Here is a 24515-nt window from a genome sequence, read left to right as displayed (position 1 = left end):
AATGAATAAAACAACATCGCCTTCACTCACTTTATTGGTGACCAACGTTCAGTTATTGGAATCAGGCTTAACTGCTCAATCAACGTGGACCGAATCTGGTGGCACGATTGGCTCTGACACATTTGCGACATGGCGATTAAAAGATTCGCAAAATAAAGTAAGAGCTGTGCACTGTGAATTGGTGATGATTGATGGTGCGTTTTGTATTAAAGACCGTTGTGGTGAGACGTATGTGAATGGATCTCATATGCCGCTTGGTTTGAATCAACTCGCTAAGTTGGAACATAAAGATGAAGTGGGTGTCGGCCCATATCAATTACGCGTGCTAATGGGCACAACGGTCGATGAACCAACAGTAGGTTCACTCGATACCATGTTTACGGACGGTGAGGTTGACTTGCTTGCTGATGCGACTGAAGACGAAGAAGAACGCACAGAAGAAACCCGCGTTGACGCTGACCCATTGCTGGCGTTGGATGCCGTCAAAACGAGAACAGAAGAAACGGAATCGTTAATTGATGATCCTGTGCCAGAAGTTAATGAAGAATCAGATTCTATCGTGCCTGAGGATAATCTGGTTCTGAACGAATTGAACTATACACCTCAGGCCGATAGTGAGTATGAAATGACTTCTTCTATCAGTTTAAAACGAATTTTAGGTTTTGGTTCTCGTAAAAAGGAAGCAAAAAAAATTGCTGAAAATCAGTCTCATGCAGAACCAATACCACAATCACATTATAACGACACAACGCTAAACAACGTATCAGAGGGCTCCCCAATGGATGACAAAGTACTAGATTTGCTTGAAGAGGAAGTTGCAAAAAGTTTCCAATCAGAACAAGCAGAGACTCAACATCAATCTAATGAAACATCGGTATCACCAACAGGCAGTAGTAAGCACCTGCTAACCGGTCCGATGTTGCAAGGTTTAGGTGTTGATATCAGTGATGATAATGATATGAAACGCATGCATATGTTGTCAGAAGAAATGGGTGAGTCCTTACAGGCGTGTGTTAAAGGTTTACTTGATCTCCACCAACAAGTCAGTGAAGGTCGATTTGGTACGATGAACCGTAACCTTCAACCGATTGAAGATAACCCGCTTCGTCTTGGTTTGTCTTATGAAGAAACCGTGCGCACTATGTACGATTCTAACAAAAGCTTAGTTCACCTATCTGCGCCAGCCGCTATTTCTGAAAGTTTGAAAAACGTTCGTGATCACAATGATGCGATGCAGCATGCAACATCAGAAGCTCTCACTCAAATCTTGGCCGCGTTTTCTCCAGAAGTGCTTTTACGCCGTTTCCAACACTATCGCCGTAATACCGACGCACATGCATCGAACGATCAAGCGTGGGCGTGGGACATGTATTGCAATTACTACAAAGAACTGACGTCAAATCGCCAACGTGGTTTTGAAAAATTGTTCTGGGAAATCTTTGAGCAGGCGTACGACAAAAAAATCCGTGAGAAGCAACTGGAGCTGTAATGGTGAAAAAACTGCTGTTGTTGCTGTTGCCGCTCATGTTGTTGACCGCTTGTAGTAGCGGTGGCTCTTCTGAAGAACAACCAGAAGATGCGTACAACCCAGCGAAACAGCCGACGAAGGTGACACTCAGCCTTGTCGCAGATGAAGGGGTGAATCCGAATATTTGGGGTGAAGCATCACCCGTTGAAATTCAAGTGTTTGAATTACAAGATGATTCTATGTTGATGTCTGCTGATTATGACCAACTGAAAACAGACTATGAAAAAGCACTACGCAGTAACTTTATTAAAAGCTATGACTACGTGTTGATGCCAGGACAATTTAAGTTTGTTAATTCTTTTGAAATTAGTAAAGACACTCATTACATCGGTGTGATTGCACACTTTGCGGACCCTGAACTGAGTGAGTGGAAAAAAGCGGTCAAAGTGATCAATAAGGGGCGCGAGTACCACTTATTAATGCTTTTTAAAGATTACAACGTCAAATTAGATCGGGTGGAGTGATAGGCCATGTTTGCACGTAACCGAGTTATCTGGAATGAAGGGTTGTTTATTAAACCTCAGCATTTCCAGCAGCAACAGCGCTACACGGAATATTACATTGATGAACGCATTAGCGCGGCTAGTCGTTATCTTTATGGTGTTTCTGAGCTGTCACTAAACCCAGAATACCTTTCTTTTGGACGTATCGCTATTGAACGAGCCGTTGGAATTATGCCCGATGGCACCGCATTTCGTATTCCTCAAGAAGATGCGATGCCTGATGCACTAGAAATTGAAGATGCTTCATTGGCAAACCAGCTTATTTACCTTGCGGTTCCATTGCGCAGTGAGTCGTTGATGGAAGTGAACTGGCCAGAAGAAAAAGGGACGGGTCGTTATGTGAGCCGTCGCATGGAAGTTCGCGATGTTCACAGTGCACAAGGTGATACGACAACTATCGATGTGTCTCCTGTAAGAATGCAGTTGATGCTGGAAAAAGAAGATCGTAGTGCCTACGCATCCATCGCTATTGCTCGTATTTCTGAAAAGCGTCCAGACGGTAGTGTCGTTCTCGACCAAGAATTTATTCCCTGTCACTACAATGTGGTTGGACTATCGGGTTTGCACCGTTTCATTAATGAAATGTCTGGCTTGATGCGTGAGAGAGCTAAAAATATCGCTCAACGTATCGCGGCCCCATCACAAGGTGGTGTTGCTGATGTATCCGATTTTATGTTGCTACAAGCATTAAACCGCTTACAGCCGCAAATGCAACATTTGGCAGAATTACGTAGTCTTCATCCTGAACGTTTATTTGAATGCCTTTCGACTGTGTGTGGAGAGCTCTCAACGTTTACAAGCGAAAGCCGTATGCCACCGAGTTTACCAAGTTATAACCACGATATGCCGGGACTGTCATTCGGCCCTCTGATTCGTAACTTACGTCAGAGTCTAAGTGTGGTACTTGAACCTCGTGCAGTTTCAATTCAGCTAGATAAACGTAAATACGGATTGATGGTTGCGCCAGTACACGATCCACAATTGATGGACAGTGCTGAATTTATTATTGCTGTTAAAGCACGTATGCCGCTTGATGAACTTCGCCGACTCTTTACTCAACAAACTAAAGTGTCATCTGTTGAGAAAATTCGCGAACTCATCTCATTGCAATTGCCAGGTGTTCCACTTGTTTCTCTACCTGTAGCACCTCGCCAGTTACCATATCACGCTGGTTATACATACTACCAATTGGATAAGACTAGCCCTGCTTGGGATATGCTGAAAAATTCTAGTGGTTTTGCATTCCACGTTGCAGCAGCGTTTGATGATCTAGACCTGCAGTTCTGGGCTATTAGGAGTTAATCATGGCGTTAAATAAAAAAGAACAACAATACAGTGAGTTATTGTTTGATGACGTCGAACAAATCAACTATGACCAGGACTACTGGTTCCAACTACGCGGGGATAACCCGAACGTACTGATTGATGCGGCGACCCCGTTATTCGGGTTATCTCTACGTGTTCGCTCTCTGTCTGATTGCGACAATATTGAAGAGATTTATCACCAAACGATCGAAGAAATTAAAGCTATTGAAATTGAGTTATCTGAGCAAGGTTTTGAACATGCTGTTCTCATGGCTTATCGCTATATTCTATGTGCATTTTTAGATGAGGCGGTGATGGGAACTGAATGGGGAGCATCCAGTGTTTGGGCTGAACACTCTATGCTTTCCCGTTTCCATAATGAAACGTGGGGCGGTGAAAAAGTGTTTACTATTTTAGGTCGTTTGGAAGACGAACCTAAGCGTTATCAACCACTATTAGAATTCATTTATCACTGCTTAGTCTTAGGCTTTGAGGGTAAGTACCGTGTGATGGATGGTGGTCACGTTGAACGTGAACGAGTGATCACGCGATTGCACGATTTGCTATCAAGTATAGATGAAAAAACGGTGCCATCGTTGGCAAGTGCCACAGACCATGTTGTTCAATCAAAATATAAATTAAGTGCTCAAATGCCAGTTTGGTCGGTATTTGTTGGTTTTTTCATTCTGTGGGTTGGGGTATTTCTTGGCTATACCTATGTCCTACATGAAAAAACAAGTGACGTCATTAATCAATTAAATCAAATACTTTAACTATAAAATAAAAGGCTAGGTGTTCGTCGTGATCCGTATTGAATTACCCACACTGATTTCAAAGTTGAATGCTCAAAGTAAACTGGCTTTAGAGCAAGCAGCGTCCCTCTGTATCGAGCGTCAGCATCCAGAGGTAACACTAGAGCATTATTTAGATGTTCTTATCGATAACCCACTATCGGATGTTCGCTTAATCCTAAAACAAGCAAACATTGAAGTAGATGCCGTAAAACAGGCCTTAGCATCAAGTTATGCTCGTGAACAAGCATTGGATACTTACCCTGCTTTTTCACCATTATTGGTCGAAGTGTTACAAGAGGCATGGTTACTGTCTACCACTGAACTTGAACAAACGGAACTACGTTCCGGTGCGGTATTTTTGGCTGCAATTACACGTGCTGATCGCTACTTACCTTTGAAATTGATCAAGCAGTTTGACAGTATCAATCGTGAAAATTTAAAAAAACATTTTGTAACGATTCTTGCTGATTCATCTGAAACAAATGTCGAAAAATCAGGTAAATCATCAGCACAATCATCAGTGTTAAATAGTGATTCTTCACCATTAAATAAATACTGTACTAACGTAACAGAGCAAGCTCGGAACGGTGAATTAGACCCAGTACTTTGCCGTGAAAATGAACTGAACCTGATGATCGATATCCTGTGTCGTCGTCGCAAAAACAACCCAATCGTTGTTGGTGATGCAGGTGTAGGTAAAAGTGCGATGATCGAAGGGTTAGCTCTTCGTGTTGTCGCGGGTAACGTACCGACACAACTTAAAAAAATCGACCTTTATTCATTGGATTTAGGCCTGCTGCAAGCCGGTGCTTCAGTGAAAGGTGAATTCGAAAAACGTCTTAAAGGTGTGATAGATGCAATTAAGCACGCACCGAACCCCATCATTCTGTTTATTGATGAAGCTCATACTCTGATTGGTTCTGGTAATCAAGAAGGGGGAAGTGACGCGGCCAACCTTCTCAAACCGGCGTTGGCACGTGGTGAACTAAGTACCATCGCAGCTACGACTTGGAAAGAATACAAAAAGTACTTTGAAAAAGATCCAGCGTTAACTCGTCGCTTCCAACTTGTTAAGTTGGAAGAGCCAAGTATCACTCAAGCCGTTGATATCTTACGTGGCCTGAACGGTGTGTATGAAAAAGCTCATAACGTTTTAATCACAGATGATGCGCTTAAAGCCGCAGCTGAATTATCAGCACGCTATATTTCTGGCCGTCAACTGCCCGATAAAGCGATTGATGTTCTTGATACAGCATGTGCTCGAATTGCGATTAATATGACCACACCGCCGACGCGTATTTCACTCCTTGAAACGGAATGTCATCAACGTCAGCTAGAAATCGATATGCTTGAACGAGCGGCTTACCTTGGTCAGGATGTTGATCAAGCTCGATTGGATGTTCTTCATGCACAAGAAGCTCAAGATGAGGAAGAGAAAGAAGCCTTAACTAATGCTTGGAATGAGCAACGCTCTTTGGTTGAAGGTATCGTCGAATTGCGTGCTGAGTTGATGGAAGCAAAGCAAGCAGAAGAGCCTGAACAAGAAGCGATTGAGGAGTTAACCGCCGAGCTTAAAAATAAATATCAACAGCTTAACAGCATTCCTCATGGGGAACGTTTGATGTACCCGCAGGTGGATACCGATCAAGTGGCAGAAGTTATTGCTGATTGGACCGGCGTACCCGTTGATCAAATGAACACCGACGAACTGCATAAAATCACTCACTTAACTGAAATTTTGGGTAAAGCGATTAAAGGGCAAGACCCTGCGATTGAACGCGTTCACCGTCATTTACTTACCGCACGCGCTGACTTACGCCGCCCTGGTCGTCCAAAAGGTGCATTCTTACTGGTTGGTCCTAGTGGTGTTGGTAAAACAGAGACCGTGGTGCAACTTGCTGAGCAATTGTATGGTGGTCAACAGTTCCTGACGACTATCAACATGTCTGAGTACCAAGAAAAGCACACAGTTTCACGCCTAATTGGTTCACCTCCAGGTTATGTCGGTTACGGTGAAGGTGGTGTGTTGACGGAAGCAATCCGCAAAATGCCATATTCAGTGGTTCTGCTCGATGAAGTTGAAAAAGCACACCCAGAAGTACTCAATATCTTCTATCAAGCGTTTGATAAAGGTGAATTGAATGATGGTGAAGGCCGTAAAATCGACTGTCAAAACGTGGTCTTTTTCCTAACTTCAAATTTAGGTTTCCAAACCATCGTCGATTACTCAGATAATCTAGCAGAGCTTGATGACGCATTGTATCCAGAATTGGCTGCGTTCTTTAAACCTGCATTACTTGCTCGTATGGAAGTGATTCCTTATATGCCACTGAACAAAGAAGTGTTAGGTGACATTGTGAAAGGTAAGTTAGCGCGTTTAGAAAATCTATTAGCAGAACGATACTCTGCAGAGGTGGTGGTTGAAGAATCATTGATTGATGAGATTCTTAGCCGTGCAACTCGCTCTGAAAATGGTGCGCGTATGCTTGAAGCTATTATTGATGGTCAGTTATTACCGCCAGTGTCACTTGCATTATTAAACAAACTTGCAAGTAAAGAGCCTGTCATTCGAATTTCATTGTCTGCACAAGATGGTGAGTTCATCGGTGAGGTCGAGTAATCATGAGTAACTGGTTAGCTTTCGCGACCGACCTTGTAGGATTGAGAAAGCCTCATCAGCTTGCGACACGTTTTGTCGATATTGTGTCGCAAGAACTCGGACTCTCAACTTGCATGTTATTGATGCCCACTTCGGATGGGCGTCTGTTGGTCCCACACGACTCAACATTAGAGTGTTCATGGGCAGTAACGGATTTTGATAACCCGTTTGCTCATGTACTTCAATCCGCGAATGCCATGCATTTAACCGCAGACGAATTAGTTTTTTGGCAAGCCAATCGTCCGTTTTCTCAATTGGTTTCCAATGTTGGTATGTTCGACTCAGTACTGATACAGCCATTACCATTAGGTGATCAGCATGTGCAGTCGATATTACTAATGGTGGGTGAAAGCCATGTGGTGACTGGCGCGTTTGATGATGAAACGTTCGTCAAATTTGTAGAGCTTTATCTACAACAACGTGCGTTATTGATGACCATGGAGCGTGACGAGCATGATCGTCGGGCTTTATCGGAATCACTTAACGATATTAAACGTTGTTCTGTTAAACAGTCATTGGCGCAAAATTTGTCGCAAAAATTAATTGGCAATAGCGATGTGATGCAAAAACTTCGTCAACAAATTGCGAGTGCTGCTCAATCGCAACTGTCAGTTATGGTTCAGGGAGAAACCGGCACTGGTAAAGAGTTGGTTGCTGAAGCAGTACACCAGTTATCATCACGTAAAGATCAACCATTTGTCGCTATTAACTGTGCTGCCATTCCAGAGAATTTGTTAGAAAGTGAGTTGTTTGGTTACTGTAAAGGCGCTTTTTCTGGTGCAGATAGTGACAAACAAGGTCTGATCGCTCAGGCGAATGGTGGAACACTATTCTTAGATGAAATTGGTGACATGCCGCTTGCATTGCAAGCGAAACTGTTACGCGTTCTTGAATCTCGAACTTTCCGTCCAGTAGGGGGGAAACAAGAACAAGCGTCTGATTTTCGTCTGGTATCTGCTACTCATGTCAACTTAATTGAACAAGTACGTAACCGTGAATTTCGTCAAGATCTCTATTATCGGTTATTCCAATATCCAATTACGTTGCCGCGGTTAGCTGCACGACTGGACGATATCGAAGTACTTGGCCAACATTTTGTCGATCTGTTTAATGAGCAGAATGGAAAAAATATCAGAGGCTTGCACTTCAAGGCGGTGGATTGTCTTAAGCAGCATAATTTCCCTGGTAATGTTCGTGAACTCAAACACTTGATCGAGTTTGGTTGTGCGCAAACAGAAGACGGAACACAAGTTGAGGAACACTGTTTTGCTCATCGTATTATGGCGATGGCAGATATTGCCCCTCAACCGCAATCGGCGGAAGTGGCCGTTACATCTGCTGCGTTTGCAGCAGCACCTACCACATCGACTCCTGACATTAATGATGTGAACTGCGAAGTCATTAGTGACCTTAAAGCGGCATTAAATGACTTTGAAGCCAAGATCATCACTGAGCGTCTAAAGCGTTACTCCGGTGATCGTGCCAAAGCAGCGCTGAGTCTGGGTATTCCCAAACGAACCCTAGCTTACAAGTGTCAAAAATTGGAGATCAAATCTCAATGAATACTCAACGACGAATTGTCTCACTGTTTAGCTGGGTTGCCTTTTCATTTTGTGTGTTTTCTAGCCCATCGATGGCGGCTGGTAATGATACGAAATTGGTCAAAAAGGCGCAGCAATGTCGACTTATCACTGGCAGGTTAGAGAGGCTAGACTGCTTTGATCGCGTATTTAAAACACCGATTCAAGTCGCGCAAAAAGATGGTGAAGCGTTCCCAGAAGCTTGGCAAAGAGCAATGGATGCGGCTCATCAAGATGGTGATAAGGATCGTGCTTTAGTCACTCAGGGGGAAGGGCGTGGCAGCAGCGCTTGGATCGCTTTAACAGCGACTAACGATAACACTCAATTCAAAGGAAATGCTAAGCCAGTGTTACTGATGAGCTGCATGAATAACCTAAGCCGAGTTGAGCTTGCACTTCCACAACCGGTTGAAGATGGCCGCATTCGCGTTGCAGTAGCTGGTGGTGATCAGCAGTATTGGCGTAGTGATGATCTCGGTGTATTGATGTCATCAGCACGGGGGCTACCGGCAATTCGCATGATGAAATCCATGGTTAAAGAGCCTCGTCTCGTTTTGCGTTCTAATGCAAAATTTGCCGACGGGCTTAACTTTAATACACGAGATATCGCCCAAGATTTATCAGCGCTTCGTCAGCGTTGTGGTTGGTAGGTGACGATATGGAATTAGCAGAATATCGTCGTCAGATTACCCAACCAATCCCAGGTGATAGTCCTGTGGGTGAACGTTTGTTTGATGATCCGTTGTTTGATTTCGTTGAAGACCAAATGATGAAAGTGGGTTCACTTTCCCACGCTAGCGTGCAATGGGAAGAGGTGGAGCACAGTACGGTCAAATTGTTAGGCGAAAAAAGTAAAGACATTAAATTATTGGTGTATTTACTACAGTGTCTGCACAACGATCCGACACCATCACGTTTCAAAGCATCTTTTGATGTGATGAGTGATTTCATGGAAAACTTCTGGGAAGACAGTTTCCCAGCACCGGGTAAACGCGGCAATTTACCGCGTCGTAAATTTTTTAGCCAAATGGCACAGCGATTTGCTCTCGTTCTCGAAAAATTAGAATTTAATCGCTATGACTCAACCGCACGTGAAGCGCTACTGCAATCGGTCGCGACATGGGAAAAAAATATTGAGTCCCATGGCTTAACTTCCGATGTCGTAGAATCTGTGGTTTTGAAGATTCAAAACGAATTACGCAGAGTTGAAGAACGACAAAAAGTTGAGCAAGACAAGCCGGCACAAGCTCAGGAAAGTGAGGCTCGTCCAACGACAACAACGACTTCATTGTCAGTCGATAATTCCAGTGATAAAGCTGCCAAGCAAACTTTGCTTAAAGTCTCTGAATTTCTTGCAGAACAAGAATATGGAATTGCGTTATCAGTGCGTCTTCGTCGTTATGCAGTATGGGGGAGTATCACCTCTTTGCCTGACCACAAAGCGGATGGCGAAACCATGTTGCGCGGTATGCAACAAGATAGAGTTAAAGATTATCAAGACCAAATGCGTCACCCTGATTTGGCCTTATGGCGCAAAGTAGAACAAAGTTTGACCATGGCACCCTATTGGTTTGACGGACATTTGATGAGCTATCAGATTGCCGAAAGCCTAGGAAAAAAAGAGTGGTGCCAAGCCATCATAGAAGAAACAGAGCAGTTTCTTACCCGCTTACCTTCTTTGTACGATTTAAAGTTCAAAGGTGGGGAGCCGTTTGTCTCTGAAGAGGTAAAGGAGTGGCTAGCTTCTAAACCGGGACAAGCGGCAACACAATCTGGTGGCGGCGGTGATTGGCAAGAAAAACGCAAAGAAGCTTTTAATGTGGCTAAAGAAGGTGGAATTGCGGTGGCTTTATCGATGCTAAACGATGGCTTAGTGAGTGCAGTGGAACCGCGCGATAAGTTTTATTGGCGACTCTTGTCTGCAGACTTGATGCAGGCAAATCATCTTGATGCTATGGCTAAAGAACAGTATCAAACATTACACAACCAAGTGACAACCATGAGTGTAACCGAGTGGGAACCGTCACTGATTGAACAATTAGAAAGAAATACAACGTCAGAGTAAACGAAGGACACAATCCATGTGGAAAGTTATTGTCGGGATAGTGAAAAAGCTTAAACCAGGAATGGTTTCTGCGCTTCCTATTTTACTATTCACTGCATTCATTCTATTGAATGTAGCGATTTGGTGGGCAGGCCCATGGCTTAATATTTATGATGTTAAGCCATTAGAATCTATAACAGCTCGTGCGGTAGCCAGTGCGCTATTTACATTAGGCTGTTTTGGTCTTTGGGGGCTTTGGCAGGCACGTAAACTGAGATCATTCCAAGTTCAGCAGCAACGTGAAGAACAGTTGCGTGAAGATCCGATTAAAGTTTATGAGGAGCGCCAGGAAGCAGAACTCAACCAAGTTATGGTTGATATGAAACAGAACATGAACAAACGCAATTATCTCTATGCGTTGCCATGGTATCTGGTTATGGGGTTGGAAAATGCAGGTAAAACAAGCCTGATTAACCGCTCAGGCCAGAACTTTGTGTTCTCTTCAGTTCGTCGAGCTTCTGGTAAGAAAAGTGCAAACCCTTATTCTTTCGACTGGTGGATTGGTGACGAGTCCGTATTGATCGATCCTGACGGTGAGTTACTGACTCAAGGCAGCCGTGAAATGGACAACGACGGTGAAATGGAACGTCGTTTATGGCAACACTTTGTTCAATGGCTCGATCGTAACCGCAGTCGTCGTCCGCTCAATGGTATTGTGTTGACCCTTGATGTATCTCATCTAGCGGCTGCAACTGCGTCGGAGCGTAAGGCATATGCAAGTTTACTCCGTGCGCGTTTGCGTGAACTGATGGAAACCTTGTCAACCCGTTTACCTGTCTATATTGCTCTGACAAAACTTGATTTGTTGTATGGTTTTGAACCTTTCTTCAAGCATTACTCCAAAGCAGAACGTGAAGATGTTTTAGGTTTTACATTCTCGCTCGATTCAATTGAAAACCTTGATCATTGGTTAGAAGAGTTTTCTCGTGATTATTCTGAGTTTGTCTCTCGCATTAACACATTGTTGCCAGAAGCTGTCTCGGAAACGATGCCTTTAGATGAACGTAACGCGATTTATAGCTTTACTCGTCAAATGGCGGGGCTGAAAGATATTCTGGCGCAGTTCTTTGAAGATGCATTAGCCAGTGACCAATTCTCTACATCAGCATTAGTTCGTGGGGCTTACTTTACTTCTGTGTATCAGCAAGGCGTACCGACAAACGCGTTCGATGATGCCGCATCACGTCGTTATGGCCTGTCTCATGCGGTTAACCGTGCACAGCATGCGAAAAACTCAACGGTTTACTTTACGCAAAAGCTGTTTAACAAGATTATTTATCCAGAAGCCGGTTTGGCGTCGGATAACTTTCGTGTGACGCGTCAAAAACGTCGTATCATGGGGTTATCACTCCTTTCCTGTTCGATTGCCTCTGTTCTATTAATTGGCACATGGCAGCGTTACTACGAAGCTAATATCGAACATGCCGATGCAGTATTGGCGAAGGTAAACCAGTATAAAAAAGAGTTTCCTTCTAATTTACAAATGGCATCTCAACGTGAAGTGTTAGAACCTCTGAACAAGATTCGCCAAGCGACACTGGAATTTGGTTTCTTCCGTGATAAGCCGCGCTTTATTTCTGATTTTGGTCTTTACCAAGGTCACACTATTGGTCCACGTGTTGAAGCAACCTATCTGAACTTGTTAGAAACTCGCTTCTTACCATTGCTGATGTCTGATGTTATCGTTGATCTGAAAAATGCGAAAACAGATGAGGAAAAACTCGCTGTTCTACGTGTTTACCGCATGATGACAGACAAAAGTGGTCGCTATAAAGACTATGTGATGGATTACTTTGCTCGTCATTGGCAGCAAGATTTTTCTGGTGAAAGTAAAGTTCAAAACGAACTACTGCAACACTTAGATTACGCAATGCTGCACACGGATTTGACTTCAGATCGTAAACACGGCGATGTAATGGCGGATAAAGTGATGAAGCCATACGATCAAACCATCGCTAAAGTGCAAGACCAACTTGGCTCAATGCCTAATGAGCAGCGTGTTTATCGTAACTTAAAACTGAATGCTCAATCTGTATTAGGTCCTGCAATCAATTTACGTAGCCTGATTGGCCCAGTGTTTGATGTGGTCTTTGAAGAGCGCGTTATGAACAGTGGTAACCTATATATTCCACAAATGCTGACTAAACATGGCTTTGAAGATTACTTTATGCCTCAGTCAGAGTCGGTTTCTGAATTGGCACTGATTGATAGCTGGGTACTGGGACAAACCAAGTCGGCTAACTTCAGCGAAGCCGATAAAAAGGCTCTACGTAGCCGGATTCGCCAGCTATATGTATCTGATTACAATAATACTTGGCGTAATGCATTGAATGAAATTGATGTAAAATACTTCAAAGACATTAACGATGCGGTCACTGTGTTAGAAAACATCACTGGCAACGTTGAACCGCTACAACGTCTATTGCGTACTTTAGATACCAATACCGAGATGTACGCTGCTGTGGATGACGATGATGCGAAGAAAGAATTGATCAAGTCATCGAAATACAAAGTCGCATCGATGATTGAAGCTCCGTTCTCTGAACTCAACGACATGCTAAAACCAATGGGGGATAAGCCAGCTTATTTCCAAGAAGTTCTCGCATCGATTGAAGAACTGCAAAATTATCTGAAATCGATTCAAGATGCACCGGATGTTGGTACAGCAGCGCTGGATGCAACTAAAGCTCGTCTCAAACTGGTGAATGCCGATCCTATCTATACGTTGAAACGTATTGCATCGGGGCTACCAAAACCACTAGATGCGATGATGACTAAGCTGGCAAATGAAAGCTGGTATGTTGTGAAACAAGCTGCGATTAAACACTTAGAAATTCGCTGGCATGAAGATGTATATAAAACGTTTGAAGAGAAACTAGCCAATCGTTATCCGTTTAATCCAGATTCATCAAAAGATGTCTCTTTGGAAGATTTTGAATCTTTCTTCGCGCCAAATGGTACGTTAGATAGCTTCTATAACAATCAGCTGAAGATGTTTATTGATGAGAATATAAGTGTTGGTGACAACGGTGCTGATCACTCTATCGTTCGTAAAGAAGTGCTGGATGAAATCAAACAAGCACAGCGTATTCGCCGCGCGTTCTTTAACCGTAAAGGTGTATTGGATGTCAGCTTCTCTGTTGAGCCGTTGCGCTTAACTGGCAATAAACGTCGCAGTGTATTGAATGTCGATGGTCAGTATCTGTCATACAGTCATGGACCACGTGAAAATGTGGAGTTGATTTGGCCTAATACGCTACGTGATTCAGCGGTATCTAAAGTGACGTTGGTACCAACCAAAACGAACGTCTCTCCACGTAGTATCAGTATTCAGGGTCCATGGGCATTCTTCCGCCTTCTTGACCACGGTGATGTCGTTTCTGCTAGCCCTACATCAGTGGATTACAAATTCCATGTTGATGGTGGCGATATGATTTACCGACTGAACTCTGAAGCGGATGCAAATCCATTTACTGAACGCTTATTCAAATCGTTCAAGCTGTCCGAAACACTGTACTAAAACAATAACATTTCATTATAAGGAGCGAGGTAACTCGCTCCTCTTTTCAGATTAGAGCGGAATACGTATGTCGAATGCAATTTTCCTGGATGGTCAATATTATCAATTAACCAATGACTCCAATGCGATTCGGGAATTAGAAAACTATCAAATTATTCGTGATGAGGTAAATCGCCGATTCAACCCTTTAGCTGGCGGTACTGATTGGGAAAAGGTCTTTGCATGTTGTGAACGTTTAGCAAAAGCGCCAGGCATGGATTTTCTGATCACTGGTTATTACGCGGTGGCCAGTTTAAAAGTCCATGGCCTGGCGGGGTTTGCGAATGGGTTAGAGCTTCTTAGCTATAGTCTGAGTAACCTTTCTGAGCCTGATACTAAAACCGCAAAAATGCGCAAAGAAGTGCTTGATTGGGTCAATGGCAAGGTTGTTCAAGAACTGAAATCTCTGAAGCCCACTTATGAAGCATTACGTGAACTTTATCGTGCAGAAAGTCATTGCGAACGCTTACATCAATTACTTGAAGCGCAGCAGCCAGACCATTTAGTCGATTTTGAAGGGGTGGGTTTTGCCCTTTTTGAGCATATTGATCGTATCGAAACGCAATACCACACGTTGATGAAACGTCAGCACAAAGAAGAAGCTCAGCAGGTTCCTTCTGTGCCTAAAGCTCGTCACTGGTTATGGTGTGGCGTCATGTTTTTGATCGGCTTGGCAGTATGTGCGTTTGGTCAATGGGCTTATGGACATTATGCGTGGTTTCATAAAGATGACTATGCTCAATATCGCGCGACCCCTCTTATTCAGACTGAAGCTGCTCTCTCACAGTATCAAAATCAGGTATCGAAAAGTCAGCTCGCTCGCTGGGAGGATGATTTTATTGCTCTCTACAGCGGTGCCGCAACAAACAACATGCAGCAATCTGTTGAGAAAACTAAACTCGATGCTCTTAGCCAAATAACAACATTGCGAACGTTATATCCAGAATCAGCAAAGGTTCAACAGGTAGATAAAGCGTTTTCAGCGGCGCAGACAAAAGCATTAGAACAGACCGAATATTTCATTGAACGTTTTCGCGATATTCGCACCAAGATGGCGAATATCTCCCTGTTAGCTCAGAAACAGCGCTGGTCTGCATTGCAGCGTAATGCCAAATCGTTGGAAGATTTTGCTGTTAGCTTATCCCCGGTTTATGGACGCGTAGACTATGTGCAAACCTTGATTAAGCAAGGCGATTTAGTTGAAGCGAAAAAAGAATTTAACGTACTGAAAAAGCGTTTAAATAATTTGAGCTGGCAAATAGCTCAGCTCGATAACCAATTACAAAAACAAATCACCGCTCTTGAAAAGACGGGCAATAAATAGCGATGTGAAGCAGAAACTTGCTCATTTTAGGCAGATTGTTGCCTTAATTGTGAGTTTGTAAATGTAATGCATTGATACTTAGATATATTTAGTTGGCATTGAGTTTGCTGCAATTTGTGTTAGTTCGGATGTTGGGCTGTGGCATCGGTGTCCATTAGGCATTCATCATAAAAACACAAAACGCTGCAAATTCAATCGCAGGGTCAATCCCACGTAGAATGGGTAGAAAGGAATTGGCAGGATGGCTACGTTAGGTTTTAAATTAGAAGTAGAAGGGTTAGAGGAAAACGCGCTTGTTGTACGCAGTTTTGATGGCCAAGAGAGCCTCTCTGACGATGTATTTCATGGTGAGGCTTGCTATGGGTTTCGTTATTACTTAAACCTAGCGAGTCGCCAATCAGATTTTACGCCAGATCAGTTAGTCGATAAAACGGCAGAGCTGACGTTTTATCGCAATGGTGAATTAGTTCAGCGCGTTAATGGCGTCGTGCGTAGCTTCACTCAAGGCGATATTGGCCATAACTATACTTTCTATTCTCTCACGCTCGTTCCTGCTTTAGAGCGCTTATCTTTGCGTCAAAATAGCCGTATTTTCCAATTGAAAACTGTGCCTGAAATTATCTCGGTTTTACTCCAAGAGATGGGCATTGATGATTATGCCTTTTCAGTAAAGCGCACCTGCGCACAGCGGGAATTTTGTGTTCAATACCGCGAGACCGATTTAGCGTTTCTTCAACGCCTCGCGGCAGAAGAAGGCTTGGTATATAGCTTTATTCATGAAGAAGGTAAGCACACTGTTCTCTTTACGGATTCAACAGCAAGCTTGCCCAAACTTGGTGGAGAAATCGCTTATAACTCGATTTCTGGTGGTGTGGTTGATACGCCTTATGTATCTAGCTTGATCGCTAAAACAGAAATGGAAGTCAGTAGTACTGCTCTGCAAGACTACAGTTTCAAAAAGCCAACCAATACCTTTGCACAAAGCGCTCAGGGTACGGATATGGATTATCAACAAGCAATTTATGAGCACTTTGATTCTCCAGGTCGTTTCAAAGACGATACCAACGGCCAAGCTTTTAACCAAATTCGCTTAGAATATTTGCGTCGCAATGCGCGGACGTTGGATGGCAAAAGCAACCAACCCAAACTTCGTGCCGGTTACCAATTTACCTTGGCAGAACATCTCAATGATACGATGAATACTGACTATCTCGTGGTTCGTATTCGCCATCAAGGTGAGCAATCACAGGCGCTTGAAGAAGAAGCCGGTAGTGGTTCAACGCGTTATGCGAACCAGTTTAAATTGGTGCCATCAACAGTAAATTGGCAAGCGAAACCGCAGCCTAAACCGCAAGTTGATGGTCCGATGATGGCCATGGTAGTTGGCCCTGAAGATGAAGAAATTTTTTGTGACAAATATGGACGCGTAAAAATTCATTTCCCATGGGATCGTTACTCGAACGCGGATGACCAGAGCTCTTGCTGGGTACGTGTTTCTCACGGTTGGGCTGGTAGTCAATACGGTATGGTAGCGATTCCTCGTATTGGACACGAAGTGATCGTATCGTTTTTAAATGGCGATCCTGATCAGCCGATCATTACAGGTCGTACCTATCACGAAACCAATATTCCGCCGTATACCTTGCCTGATAATAAAACCAAAACGGTGATTCGCACGCAAACTCACCAAGGTGATATCAACGGATATAACGAACTGAGTTTTGAAGATCAGGCCGACAGTGAAAAAATTTATATGCATGCGCAGAAAGACTTTGAAGCGCAGGTAAATAACGATCATACCGATGTGATTCATAACGATAAGCATCTCACCGTTGATAACGATAGTTTCACCAAAATTGGTAAAAATAAGCATCTTACAGTCAAGGGAGAGAGCCGCACTAAAGTCACTAAAAACATGAGTGAAGAAGTCGGCACATCCAATATTGCCTCATCCGATCAATACAAAATTGGCACCTTAATGGCAGTGCAAGCGGGTAAGACTATTTCAATCTCTTCAGGTGCTAAGTTAGTGGTTGAAGCTGGTTCAGAAATCACCCTGACTAATGGCAGTAACTTTGTCAAAGTCGATGCGAGTGGCGTAACGATCCAAGGTTCTGTTGTGAACTTAAACGCCGGCGGTAGTGCTAGCGCAGCAACGGCTTATGGTGGTTCAACGGCTGTGTTACCTGGCAAAGTGGATGCGCCACCTACCGATCCAAAAGCGATATTGACCCCTGCTCAGGTTGCGACCATGAAATCGGCAGCACCTTTCTGTGAAGAATGTGAAAAATGTAAGGAAGGGGCATGCTCAGCGTAATTAAAGAACATGCAGACCTAAATTGGTTTGTTGTGCTCAACACAACTAGTGATGAGCCCATTCTCAAAACATTCTATGAACATGGCGGCGAAGATGTACAAGGGTTATGGCTAGGAACCCCTTACTCTGATTGGCGTGAAGTGATGCCCCGTATAGCACCTATTACTCCAGAGCACCCATTTTTAGCGTGGGCTGATAGTGAGGATGCCGCCAAAGATTGGGGCATGGTTGTTGGTTCTGAACTGGAATTCAGCGCGGTAAGAAATCACTTACAAAGCTTAACGCAAGTGTGGATGCCAAACGTTGAACATGTGTTCTTTCGTTTTTACGATCCACGCTTTGGCATTAAAACGGCAGATCTTTGTGACGACGTAGAACGCGCCAAATTAATGGGACCAATGACTATCTGGGCATCCACAACAAGCTCAGTGGTGAACCCAACCCCAAAAGACATCAATAAAAAAGAATTTCCGTGGTGGAATGTGCCGGAGAGTGTCGTAAAAGCACTGACGGAAGACGATCCATCTACGTTGATTATGAACAGTTTGCAATGGCTTAAAGAAGAGTGTGCGGACCTTTATTTCGCCTACCCTGAAGCAATTGTAAAAGCCAAAACAACCCATTTAATTAAACGCTATAAAAAAACTAATCCTGATATATCCCTAAATCGATATTTATATCAAGCGTTTTACCAAGAGGTTTACCGATGAGTGAAGCTGCTAGCACGTCAGTACAAAATGATGAAGTTGAAAAATATCTTGATGACAAGTTTGCAGAGATCAAAACCGACTTCATGCAATCTCTCGATCAATATAAAGAAGCGTCAGGTAACTGGCTTTATGGTTGGGCGCTTGATATGGAACAAAAAGTGATTGTTAATGGCAATGAAAAATCAGCTGATCTCGATGATAAAGCGATCGAAGCTAGTATGATTACATGCCCTAAAGATGGCAAATTGACGTTAGTCCACTGCTTTGAGTCCGAAGCGTTTGTACCTATCGGAAACACTGATTTTACGATTGTAGCGGTCGAAAAAGGCACAGTATACGGATACAACGATATAGCGGGTACTGAGATGACCGGAACAATTGATGATAGCGGGTGTGCTCAGCTCCAATTAGATACTACCGTTTACGGTGGTAAAAAGCTGAAAATTACATTTGAAACGTCAGTGACGGAGGATGATGTACAATCGTTAATGGATTCTTACGATACCACTATTTCAAACCTGATGAATTGGTTGCAATCAGAATGGGATAGTGAATTACGCGAAGAATGGAAAGATTATTTAGTTAACGGTGTTGATGTTGGCGAAGAAGTCGAAAAGTTCATGCATAACATTATTAATGAATTAATGAGAGCTTGGGACGATATCTCTAATTTATTTGATCTCCTATCACATCCTACAAAACTAGCACATTTATTGAGTAAATACGTAGCTAATCCGGAAGCAATCGCAGAGCAATTAAAAAAATCGAAAGAAGAAGCGACGAAAATGTTAATGCTTTTACAAGATGAAGCTAGGTGCTTCTTATGTGTAAAAGCAGTCTATTGTTGGTTGCATTTAATTAGTCCACGCCAAATTATAAATTTTATTTCCACAAGCTTAGCTTCTCTATTAGTAAAAGTGATTATGATGATTGTTATTCCAGGTGGGGCAGCTTTAAAAGCGATAGATAAATTGCTTGAAGTAGGGTCTTACGCAACAGCACTGGAAGGAGAATAATAATGAGTAAAGCAAAAGCGTTAGATATTATTGGTAAGCTGAAAAAACTCGTTAAGATACTCCAAGAAGATGCAACCAAAAGTTTAGAAACACTTAAAAAATTAGCGACTCATGGTAAAGGTGATTTTAGCCAACATAAAAATACCACGCAGTCTGTAAATAGCACCACGACAGAAGGAGCTGGCGCTCAAAAACGGAAAGGTAAGATTCGCGCGCGAATTAAGCAAATTTTTAAAAGAGATAAATCAAACGAATCAGGAAGTAATCCCAATAATCACTCTTCCCAGTCAGATAGTAATACATGTAAGAACGGCTGCCCAGTATCAATGGTGACTGGCGAGGAATTGTTAACGTTAGAGGACTGTTCACTTCCGGGAGCACTTGGCTTTACATTTAAACGGACCTACCGAACATCGGCTTGTGAGTTACTCGATGGATTAGGATATGGTTGGAGCCACAGTTTGTCGCATTTGCTGACATTTGAGGATGGTAAAGTCTATTGGCGTAATAGTGAAAATGTCACTGTACCCTTGCCAGAACCGAGTACAGAGCGTCCGGCAATTTATAATTTATTAGGTGATGCTGCAGTTTTTCTTGGTGATACCCCAAACGAGCTTATTGTTTCTTCATCAGAATATGATTTCCTGCATTTTGAACGTGATGGAAATATCGCTCGCCTAACAAAAATTTCGGATAACTATGGTAACTGTTTATTAATTAGTTATAACAAAAGTAAACAACCGCAAGCTGTTATTAACCCAGTTGGTATTGCGTTCTGGTTCAATTATCAAGATAACCTTATTACATCCATTGAACTTAGAACTTTTTCGGATGAGGACGGTAGGAAAGTTTGGCATACGGAAAGAACGCTACAGCAATATATTTACAATGAGTCATATCATCTAATTGGGGAAAGAAATGAAGCCAACGAAGGCGAAGACTACAATTATGATAACGATAATGTCATCACATTGCGCCGTATGGCTGGTGGAGTTGAATTTTTTTGGGATTGGGAAGGGACCGGAAAAAGTGTTCGGTGTGTTCGTCACTGGAGCAACCTAGGGGATGATGCTCAATATGTCTGGAACGATGCTGAAAATAGTGTCGAAGTTGTTAACCCGGATGGTAGTAAGCTTGTCTATCAGCACGATGAAAATGCCCAGCTATTAAGTTCAGTCGATCCTGATGGTGCCGAGTCATTTAAAGAATATGATGAAGATGGCAATGTCGTTAAAGAGATTGATGCGCTTGGTAATGAAACCACTCATGTTTATGACGAAGCCGGTTTTAGAGTTCAAACCATTACACCTGATGGCAACATTCTAGAGTTCGAATATCTTCAAGGCAAAATATTTAAAGTTCATAGAGGTGACGCGAGTTGGCGTTATTTCCACAACTTTGAGGGCGACCTAACCGAGAAGAAAGATCCAGCGGGTAACACAACCTATTACGAATACAACGAGCAAGGTAACCTATCCACTATCAAATACCCTGACGGCAGTGAGCATAAGCTTTCTTGGAACCGCTTAGGAATGTTGATTGGTGAAGTGTTACCGGATGGTTCGAGTACTCGTTATCGCCATGATATTTCTGGTCGAGTTATTTATGAGCAATCCTCTGTTGGTGGTGTGACCGAATACCAATGGGATAAAGCCGATCGACTTATTTATCTAAAACGAGCGAATGGCACGTCGAAGCACTTTGCATACAATGCGTATGGCAAAGTGACCGAAGTATTAGATGAACATGGTAATAAAACATCCTATGAGTATGGCGAGAATAGTCACCTTGTCAGTCGAGTCATTAATCCAGACGGAACGAGTCTTAGCTATCGTTACGATAATCCAAAGAACTTCGTTAGCCATATCACCAACGAACGGGATGAAACCTATCAAATCGATTATTTCCCTAATGGTTTAGTCAGTAAAGAAACCACATTTGATGGGCGTAGTCTAGCGTACACCTACGACCTAAACGGTAAGCTCCTCAGTAAAGTTGAGACTGGGACAAATGGCACTGAACTTGAAACCGTCTTTGAGCGAGATTCTCTCGGCCGTTTGCTTGTTAAGACTCTGCCAGACGGCTCAAAAATAGAGTATCAATACGACAACAATGGCAATCTAATTTCTGTCGATGATGGTGAAACACCATTAGCGTGGCGTTATGACATCATGGATCGCGTGGTTGAGTCTCACGCGGGGTGGTCATCTCAATACTATGAATATGACGAGCTAGGGCTGCTGAGTAAATGGCAACTGCCTGATGCCAATGTGTTGGAGTACCAACGCGCTAAAGGCGGCGTGTTAAGAGCGATAAATCTGAATGATGAGGTACTAACGCAACATATCTTCCAAAATGGTTTGGAAATGATGCGTAATCAAGGTGAGCTCAAAAGTCATTTTAATTATGACGACCAAGGCCGCCTAGTTAATCAATCACAAATGCTTGAAGGGCGTGAAAAGCAACGTCGTCAATACCAATACGATGGGCTGGGTAACCTTGTTCAAATTTCCGACAAACAGCGCGGCGACACGTTTTATGATTACGATCCACTGTCTCGTTTAACCGCGGTACGTGGCAACCTTGATGAGCAGTTCACTCACGATGCGACCGGTAACTTAATACCTAATCATATAAGCTTGCAAAGCAGCGAGCTATTTGACCACGCACCGGGCAACCAGCTAAAACTCCATGGTGATAGCCATTACGAATACGATGAATTTGGTCGTTTAGTTAAAGAGAGCCGTGGTAAAAATCAAAGCCTAGTGACGGGTTATGAATACGATTGCCAGCATCGCTTAATTAAAGTCACGATGCCAGATAGCAGCCAAGCGCATTACCGTTATGACGGATTTGGTCGCCGTATCGAAAAACGAGTGATGGATAAAACCGGTTTAGAAACCACCACCGAGTTTCTCTGGCAAGGCGATAATTTAATCGCCGAAATGACCAACAGCGAGCAGTATCAAAGCTATGTTTATGAACCGGGCACCTTCCGCCCGCTCGCTTTACTCAAAGGCGAAGGTAAAGAAGCAGAGGTTTATCATTACCATCTAGACCAAATCGGTACGCCGTTAGATATTACAACCACACAAGGTGAAACCGTTTGGTCAGTGCAATATCGCGCCTATGGTAACGTCTTTAAGAAAACCGTTGCGGAAATAGACAGCCCATTGCGCTTCCAAGGTCAGTATTTTGATACGGAAACGGGGTTACATTACAACCGTCATCGATACTATAATCCCAATGCAGGGCGCTTTATCACCGTCGACCCCATTGGACTTGCCGGCGGATTGAATAACTACCAGTATGTGCCTAACCCCACGGGATGGGTAGATCCGTTGGGGTTACATAATGAAACTGGGCTGGGGCCATGTAAGGACCCATCAGAAGAGCAAGCTCCTGAACCTAAAGTGGATGAGGTAGAAAATCCTGAGAGTGATGTTTCAAGCCCTAAAATATCTAAAAATGCAGAGGCTCTTAGAACTGGTGGTAATAACACGGTTATAAATGTAAGGACAAAATCGGAAGCAGACAAATTACTTAAAGAAGCTTTCCCTGATTATCAGAAGGTCAATGGTGTGGGGCATAATGACCCTGCAGGTATAAGGAAAAAACGTAAAATGGACCGTTTTAAACAAGGCGGAGCATATCATAAAGATTATGCAATTGACCCATCTACTGGAACAGTTAAGGGGCATGCTCCAAATAATGATCATGGGAAATATCCTCATATCAATATTAAAAGAAGAGATGGTGTTAAAGTACTTATTAATATCGTAGGTAAGAAATAATGGTTGATTTAAAAAAAATAAAAGAGTGGGTGCTAAATAATAAACAAGTCGGAAAAGTTTTTTCTTATGAAAAAGGTGGTGAGTTATGTTGGTCTTCTGTCGCGATACAAAAATATGAAGGGATTATAAAAGTGTACATCGATGAAATACTTGAATCTCAAATGGATTCCGAGAATTATTTACGAGAAGAAATTCTAAAATTTTCCACTATAGAAGAAGCTATAGATTATCTTTCGAACGAAAGCCAAGTTAGAATAGAGGATTTATGTCCTTGTAAAGGTCAGAAAATATTCAATCCTGCATTAGGCAATTAAATGTAATAACGGGTCATAGCTCATTACGAAGCCGAAGACTTGATGAGACCGATAGGTGCGGATTCCATCGGGGTCCGAAGTGTTAAAAACTTCATTCCCAAGTCCGGATATATGGACGCAGAATAATGGGGGCAAGTCTTACCTTTTGACTAACTGGCTGTGAAGGACTTCATTTATCTTATACACAGTAGTCGGTAAGAAAAGATAAGTCGCCCATTACGGATTGAGTACTCAGGAGCTTTGTATCACGTTACGTCCAGAGGAAATGCCCGAGCGCCGATTTATTTGGATGAGGCGGATTACGGGGTTTTTCTTGAGGTGTTAGCCTCAACCTGTGAACGGTTAATTGGGGGATTCACAGCTTCTGCCTAAAGACCAACCATTATCATCTTTTAGTCGAAACACCAGACGGCAATCTGAGTAAAGGGATGCGCCAACTAAATGGTGTGTATACCAAGAAATTCAATCGTAAGCACAATCGAGTAGGATATGTGGTTATACACAGGAGTAAATTGGTGAATACTTTGAATTACATTATTCTCGTATCGGTCGAATAGTGGCAAAAAGCAAGGCTTGATCACATTTTGACATCTCTATCTTTTTAAAAACGGATATTAAGATGAACTGGTTAGATATTGCTGATAAGTCGGATGAAATATGGTTTCATTTATTTGGTAATTATGAAGTAAATGAAAGTGTTTTTATTGAGCATGTAATATTTAAAGGGGATAGTGTTAGTGTCATTTTTTCAATATTTAGACCTAATATTAAACTCCCAGAACGTTGGCTTAGTAAAGGGTTTGATTCTATTTTACTAAACCTAAAACTAGCATCATTAAATGAAGATACTATTATCATAGGCAGGGCAAAAGCATGAAGGTGCCCATCATTAAAGGGCTGCGAGAACCTTCTCTAAATACGCTTCACTCATTCCGGCCATCTTCCTTTTGCGTTTTACTCCACCTTTGAACGTTTTTTCATTCGATATCAGTGATACACACATGTGGC

Annotated in this window: 16 protein-coding genes and 2 pseudogenes; all 18 read left to right on the top strand. The window is 42.8% G+C overall.

All coding sequences use genetic code 11. The annotated features are described in order from the left end of the window. Window position 1 precedes the first annotated feature (1 nt). The 18 genes and pseudogenes from tagH to F9817_RS07735 all read left to right on the top strand — a co-directional run bounded on the left by tagH (window position 2) and on the right by F9817_RS07735 (window position 24384). The gene (gene tagH, locus F9817_RS07815) at window positions 2-1489 is read left to right on the top strand and encodes a type VI secretion system-associated FHA domain protein TagH (RefSeq protein WP_161154405.1); all 1488 of its coding nucleotides are present in this window, start codon (window positions 2-4) and stop codon (window positions 1487-1489) included. Continuing rightward, a complete protein-coding gene (gene tssJ, locus F9817_RS07810) occupies window positions 1489-1992 on the top strand; it encodes a type VI secretion system lipoprotein TssJ (protein WP_202436384.1) in 504 nt (167 codons plus the stop codon). The genes tagH and tssJ overlap by 1 nt, the downstream gene beginning before the upstream one ends. A 6-nt stretch (window positions 1993-1998) precedes the next feature. Beyond that, window positions 1999-3333: a type VI secretion system baseplate subunit TssK gene (gene tssK, locus F9817_RS07805; RefSeq protein ID WP_161154404.1), complete on the top strand. Its 1335-nt coding sequence runs from the start codon at window positions 1999-2001 to the stop codon at window positions 3331-3333. A gap of 2 nt (window positions 3334-3335) precedes the next feature. Then, a complete protein-coding gene (gene icmH / locus F9817_RS07800; RefSeq protein ID WP_161154403.1) occupies window positions 3336-4109 on the top strand; it encodes a type IVB secretion system protein IcmH/DotU in 774 nt (257 codons plus the stop codon). A 28-nt stretch (window positions 4110-4137) separates the two neighbouring features. Continuing rightward, window positions 4138-6750 carry a type VI secretion system ATPase TssH gene (gene tssH, locus F9817_RS07795; protein WP_161154402.1) on the top strand — a complete coding sequence of 871 codons (2613 nt, stop codon included), beginning with the start codon at window positions 4138-4140 and terminating at the stop codon, window positions 6748-6750. A gap of 2 nt (window positions 6751-6752) precedes the next feature. Continuing rightward, window positions 6753-8070 (top strand): annotated as a pseudogene (locus tag F9817_RS07790) (sigma-54 interaction domain-containing protein); the annotation flags it as partial. 107 nt (window positions 8071-8177) lie between these two features. Continuing rightward, a pseudogene (locus F9817_RS24485) lies at window positions 8178-8351 on the top strand (helix-turn-helix domain-containing protein); the annotation flags it as partial. Continuing rightward, window positions 8348-9019, top strand: coding sequence for a type VI secretion system-associated protein VasI (vasI, locus tag F9817_RS07785; protein ID WP_161154400.1), 672 nt, complete (start codon window positions 8348-8350; stop codon window positions 9017-9019). The pseudogene F9817_RS24485 and the gene vasI, both read left to right, overlap by 4 nt. An 8-nt stretch (window positions 9020-9027) precedes the next feature. Continuing rightward, complete coding sequence (tssA, locus tag F9817_RS07780) at window positions 9028-10434, top strand: type VI secretion system protein TssA (protein WP_161154399.1); 1407 nt, start codon at window positions 9028-9030, stop codon at window positions 10432-10434. A gap of 16 nt (window positions 10435-10450) precedes the next feature. Beyond that, window positions 10451-13993 (top strand): type VI secretion system membrane subunit TssM, encoded by a 3543-nt coding sequence (tssM, locus tag F9817_RS07775; protein WP_161154398.1) that lies wholly within the window; start codon window positions 10451-10453, stop codon window positions 13991-13993. Window positions 13994-14060: 67 nt separating this feature from the next. Next, on the top strand, window positions 14061-15356 hold the full coding sequence (locus tag F9817_RS07770) for a type VI secretion system ImpA family N-terminal domain-containing protein (protein WP_161154397.1): 1296 nt from the start codon (window positions 14061-14063) through the stop codon (window positions 15354-15356). Window positions 15357-15597: 241 nt separating this feature from the next. Further along, on the top strand, window positions 15598-17673 hold the full coding sequence (locus F9817_RS07765; protein ID WP_161154396.1) for a type VI secretion system Vgr family protein: 2076 nt from the start codon (window positions 15598-15600) through the stop codon (window positions 17671-17673). Then, a complete protein-coding gene (locus F9817_RS07760; RefSeq protein ID WP_161154395.1) occupies window positions 17661-18383 on the top strand; it encodes a DUF4123 domain-containing protein in 723 nt (240 codons plus the stop codon). The genes F9817_RS07765 and F9817_RS07760 overlap by 13 nt, the downstream gene beginning before the upstream one ends. Then, the gene (locus tag F9817_RS07755) at window positions 18380-19399 is read left to right on the top strand and encodes a Rhs family protein (RefSeq protein WP_161154394.1); all 1020 of its coding nucleotides are present in this window, start codon (window positions 18380-18382) and stop codon (window positions 19397-19399) included. Before F9817_RS07760 ends, F9817_RS07755 begins: the two co-directional genes overlap by 4 nt. Before the next feature lie 2 nt (window positions 19400-19401). Further along, the gene (locus F9817_RS07750; RefSeq protein ID WP_161154393.1) at window positions 19402-23193 is read left to right on the top strand and encodes an RHS repeat-associated core domain-containing protein; all 3792 of its coding nucleotides are present in this window, start codon (window positions 19402-19404) and stop codon (window positions 23191-23193) included. Beyond that, window positions 23193-23507, top strand: coding sequence for a hypothetical protein (locus F9817_RS07745; protein WP_161154392.1), 315 nt, complete (start codon window positions 23193-23195; stop codon window positions 23505-23507). Before F9817_RS07750 ends, F9817_RS07745 begins: the two co-directional genes overlap by 1 nt. Before the next feature lie 353 nt (window positions 23508-23860). Then, window positions 23861-24064, top strand: a complete 204-nt coding sequence (locus F9817_RS23990) for a transposase (RefSeq protein WP_345789716.1) — start codon at window positions 23861-23863, stop codon at window positions 24062-24064. Between the two features lie 62 nt (window positions 24065-24126). Continuing rightward, window positions 24127-24384, top strand: a complete 258-nt coding sequence (locus tag F9817_RS07735) for a hypothetical protein (RefSeq protein ID WP_161154391.1) — start codon at window positions 24127-24129, stop codon at window positions 24382-24384. The last annotated feature ends 131 nt before the right edge of the window (window positions 24385-24515 follow it).

The sequence above is a fragment of the Vibrio eleionomae genome (assembly GCF_009874545.1).
Classification (GTDB): Bacteria; Pseudomonadota; Gammaproteobacteria; order Enterobacterales; family Vibrionaceae; genus Vibrio; species Vibrio nitrifigilis.
This window is presented reverse-complemented; position numbering and strand designations above follow the sequence as displayed.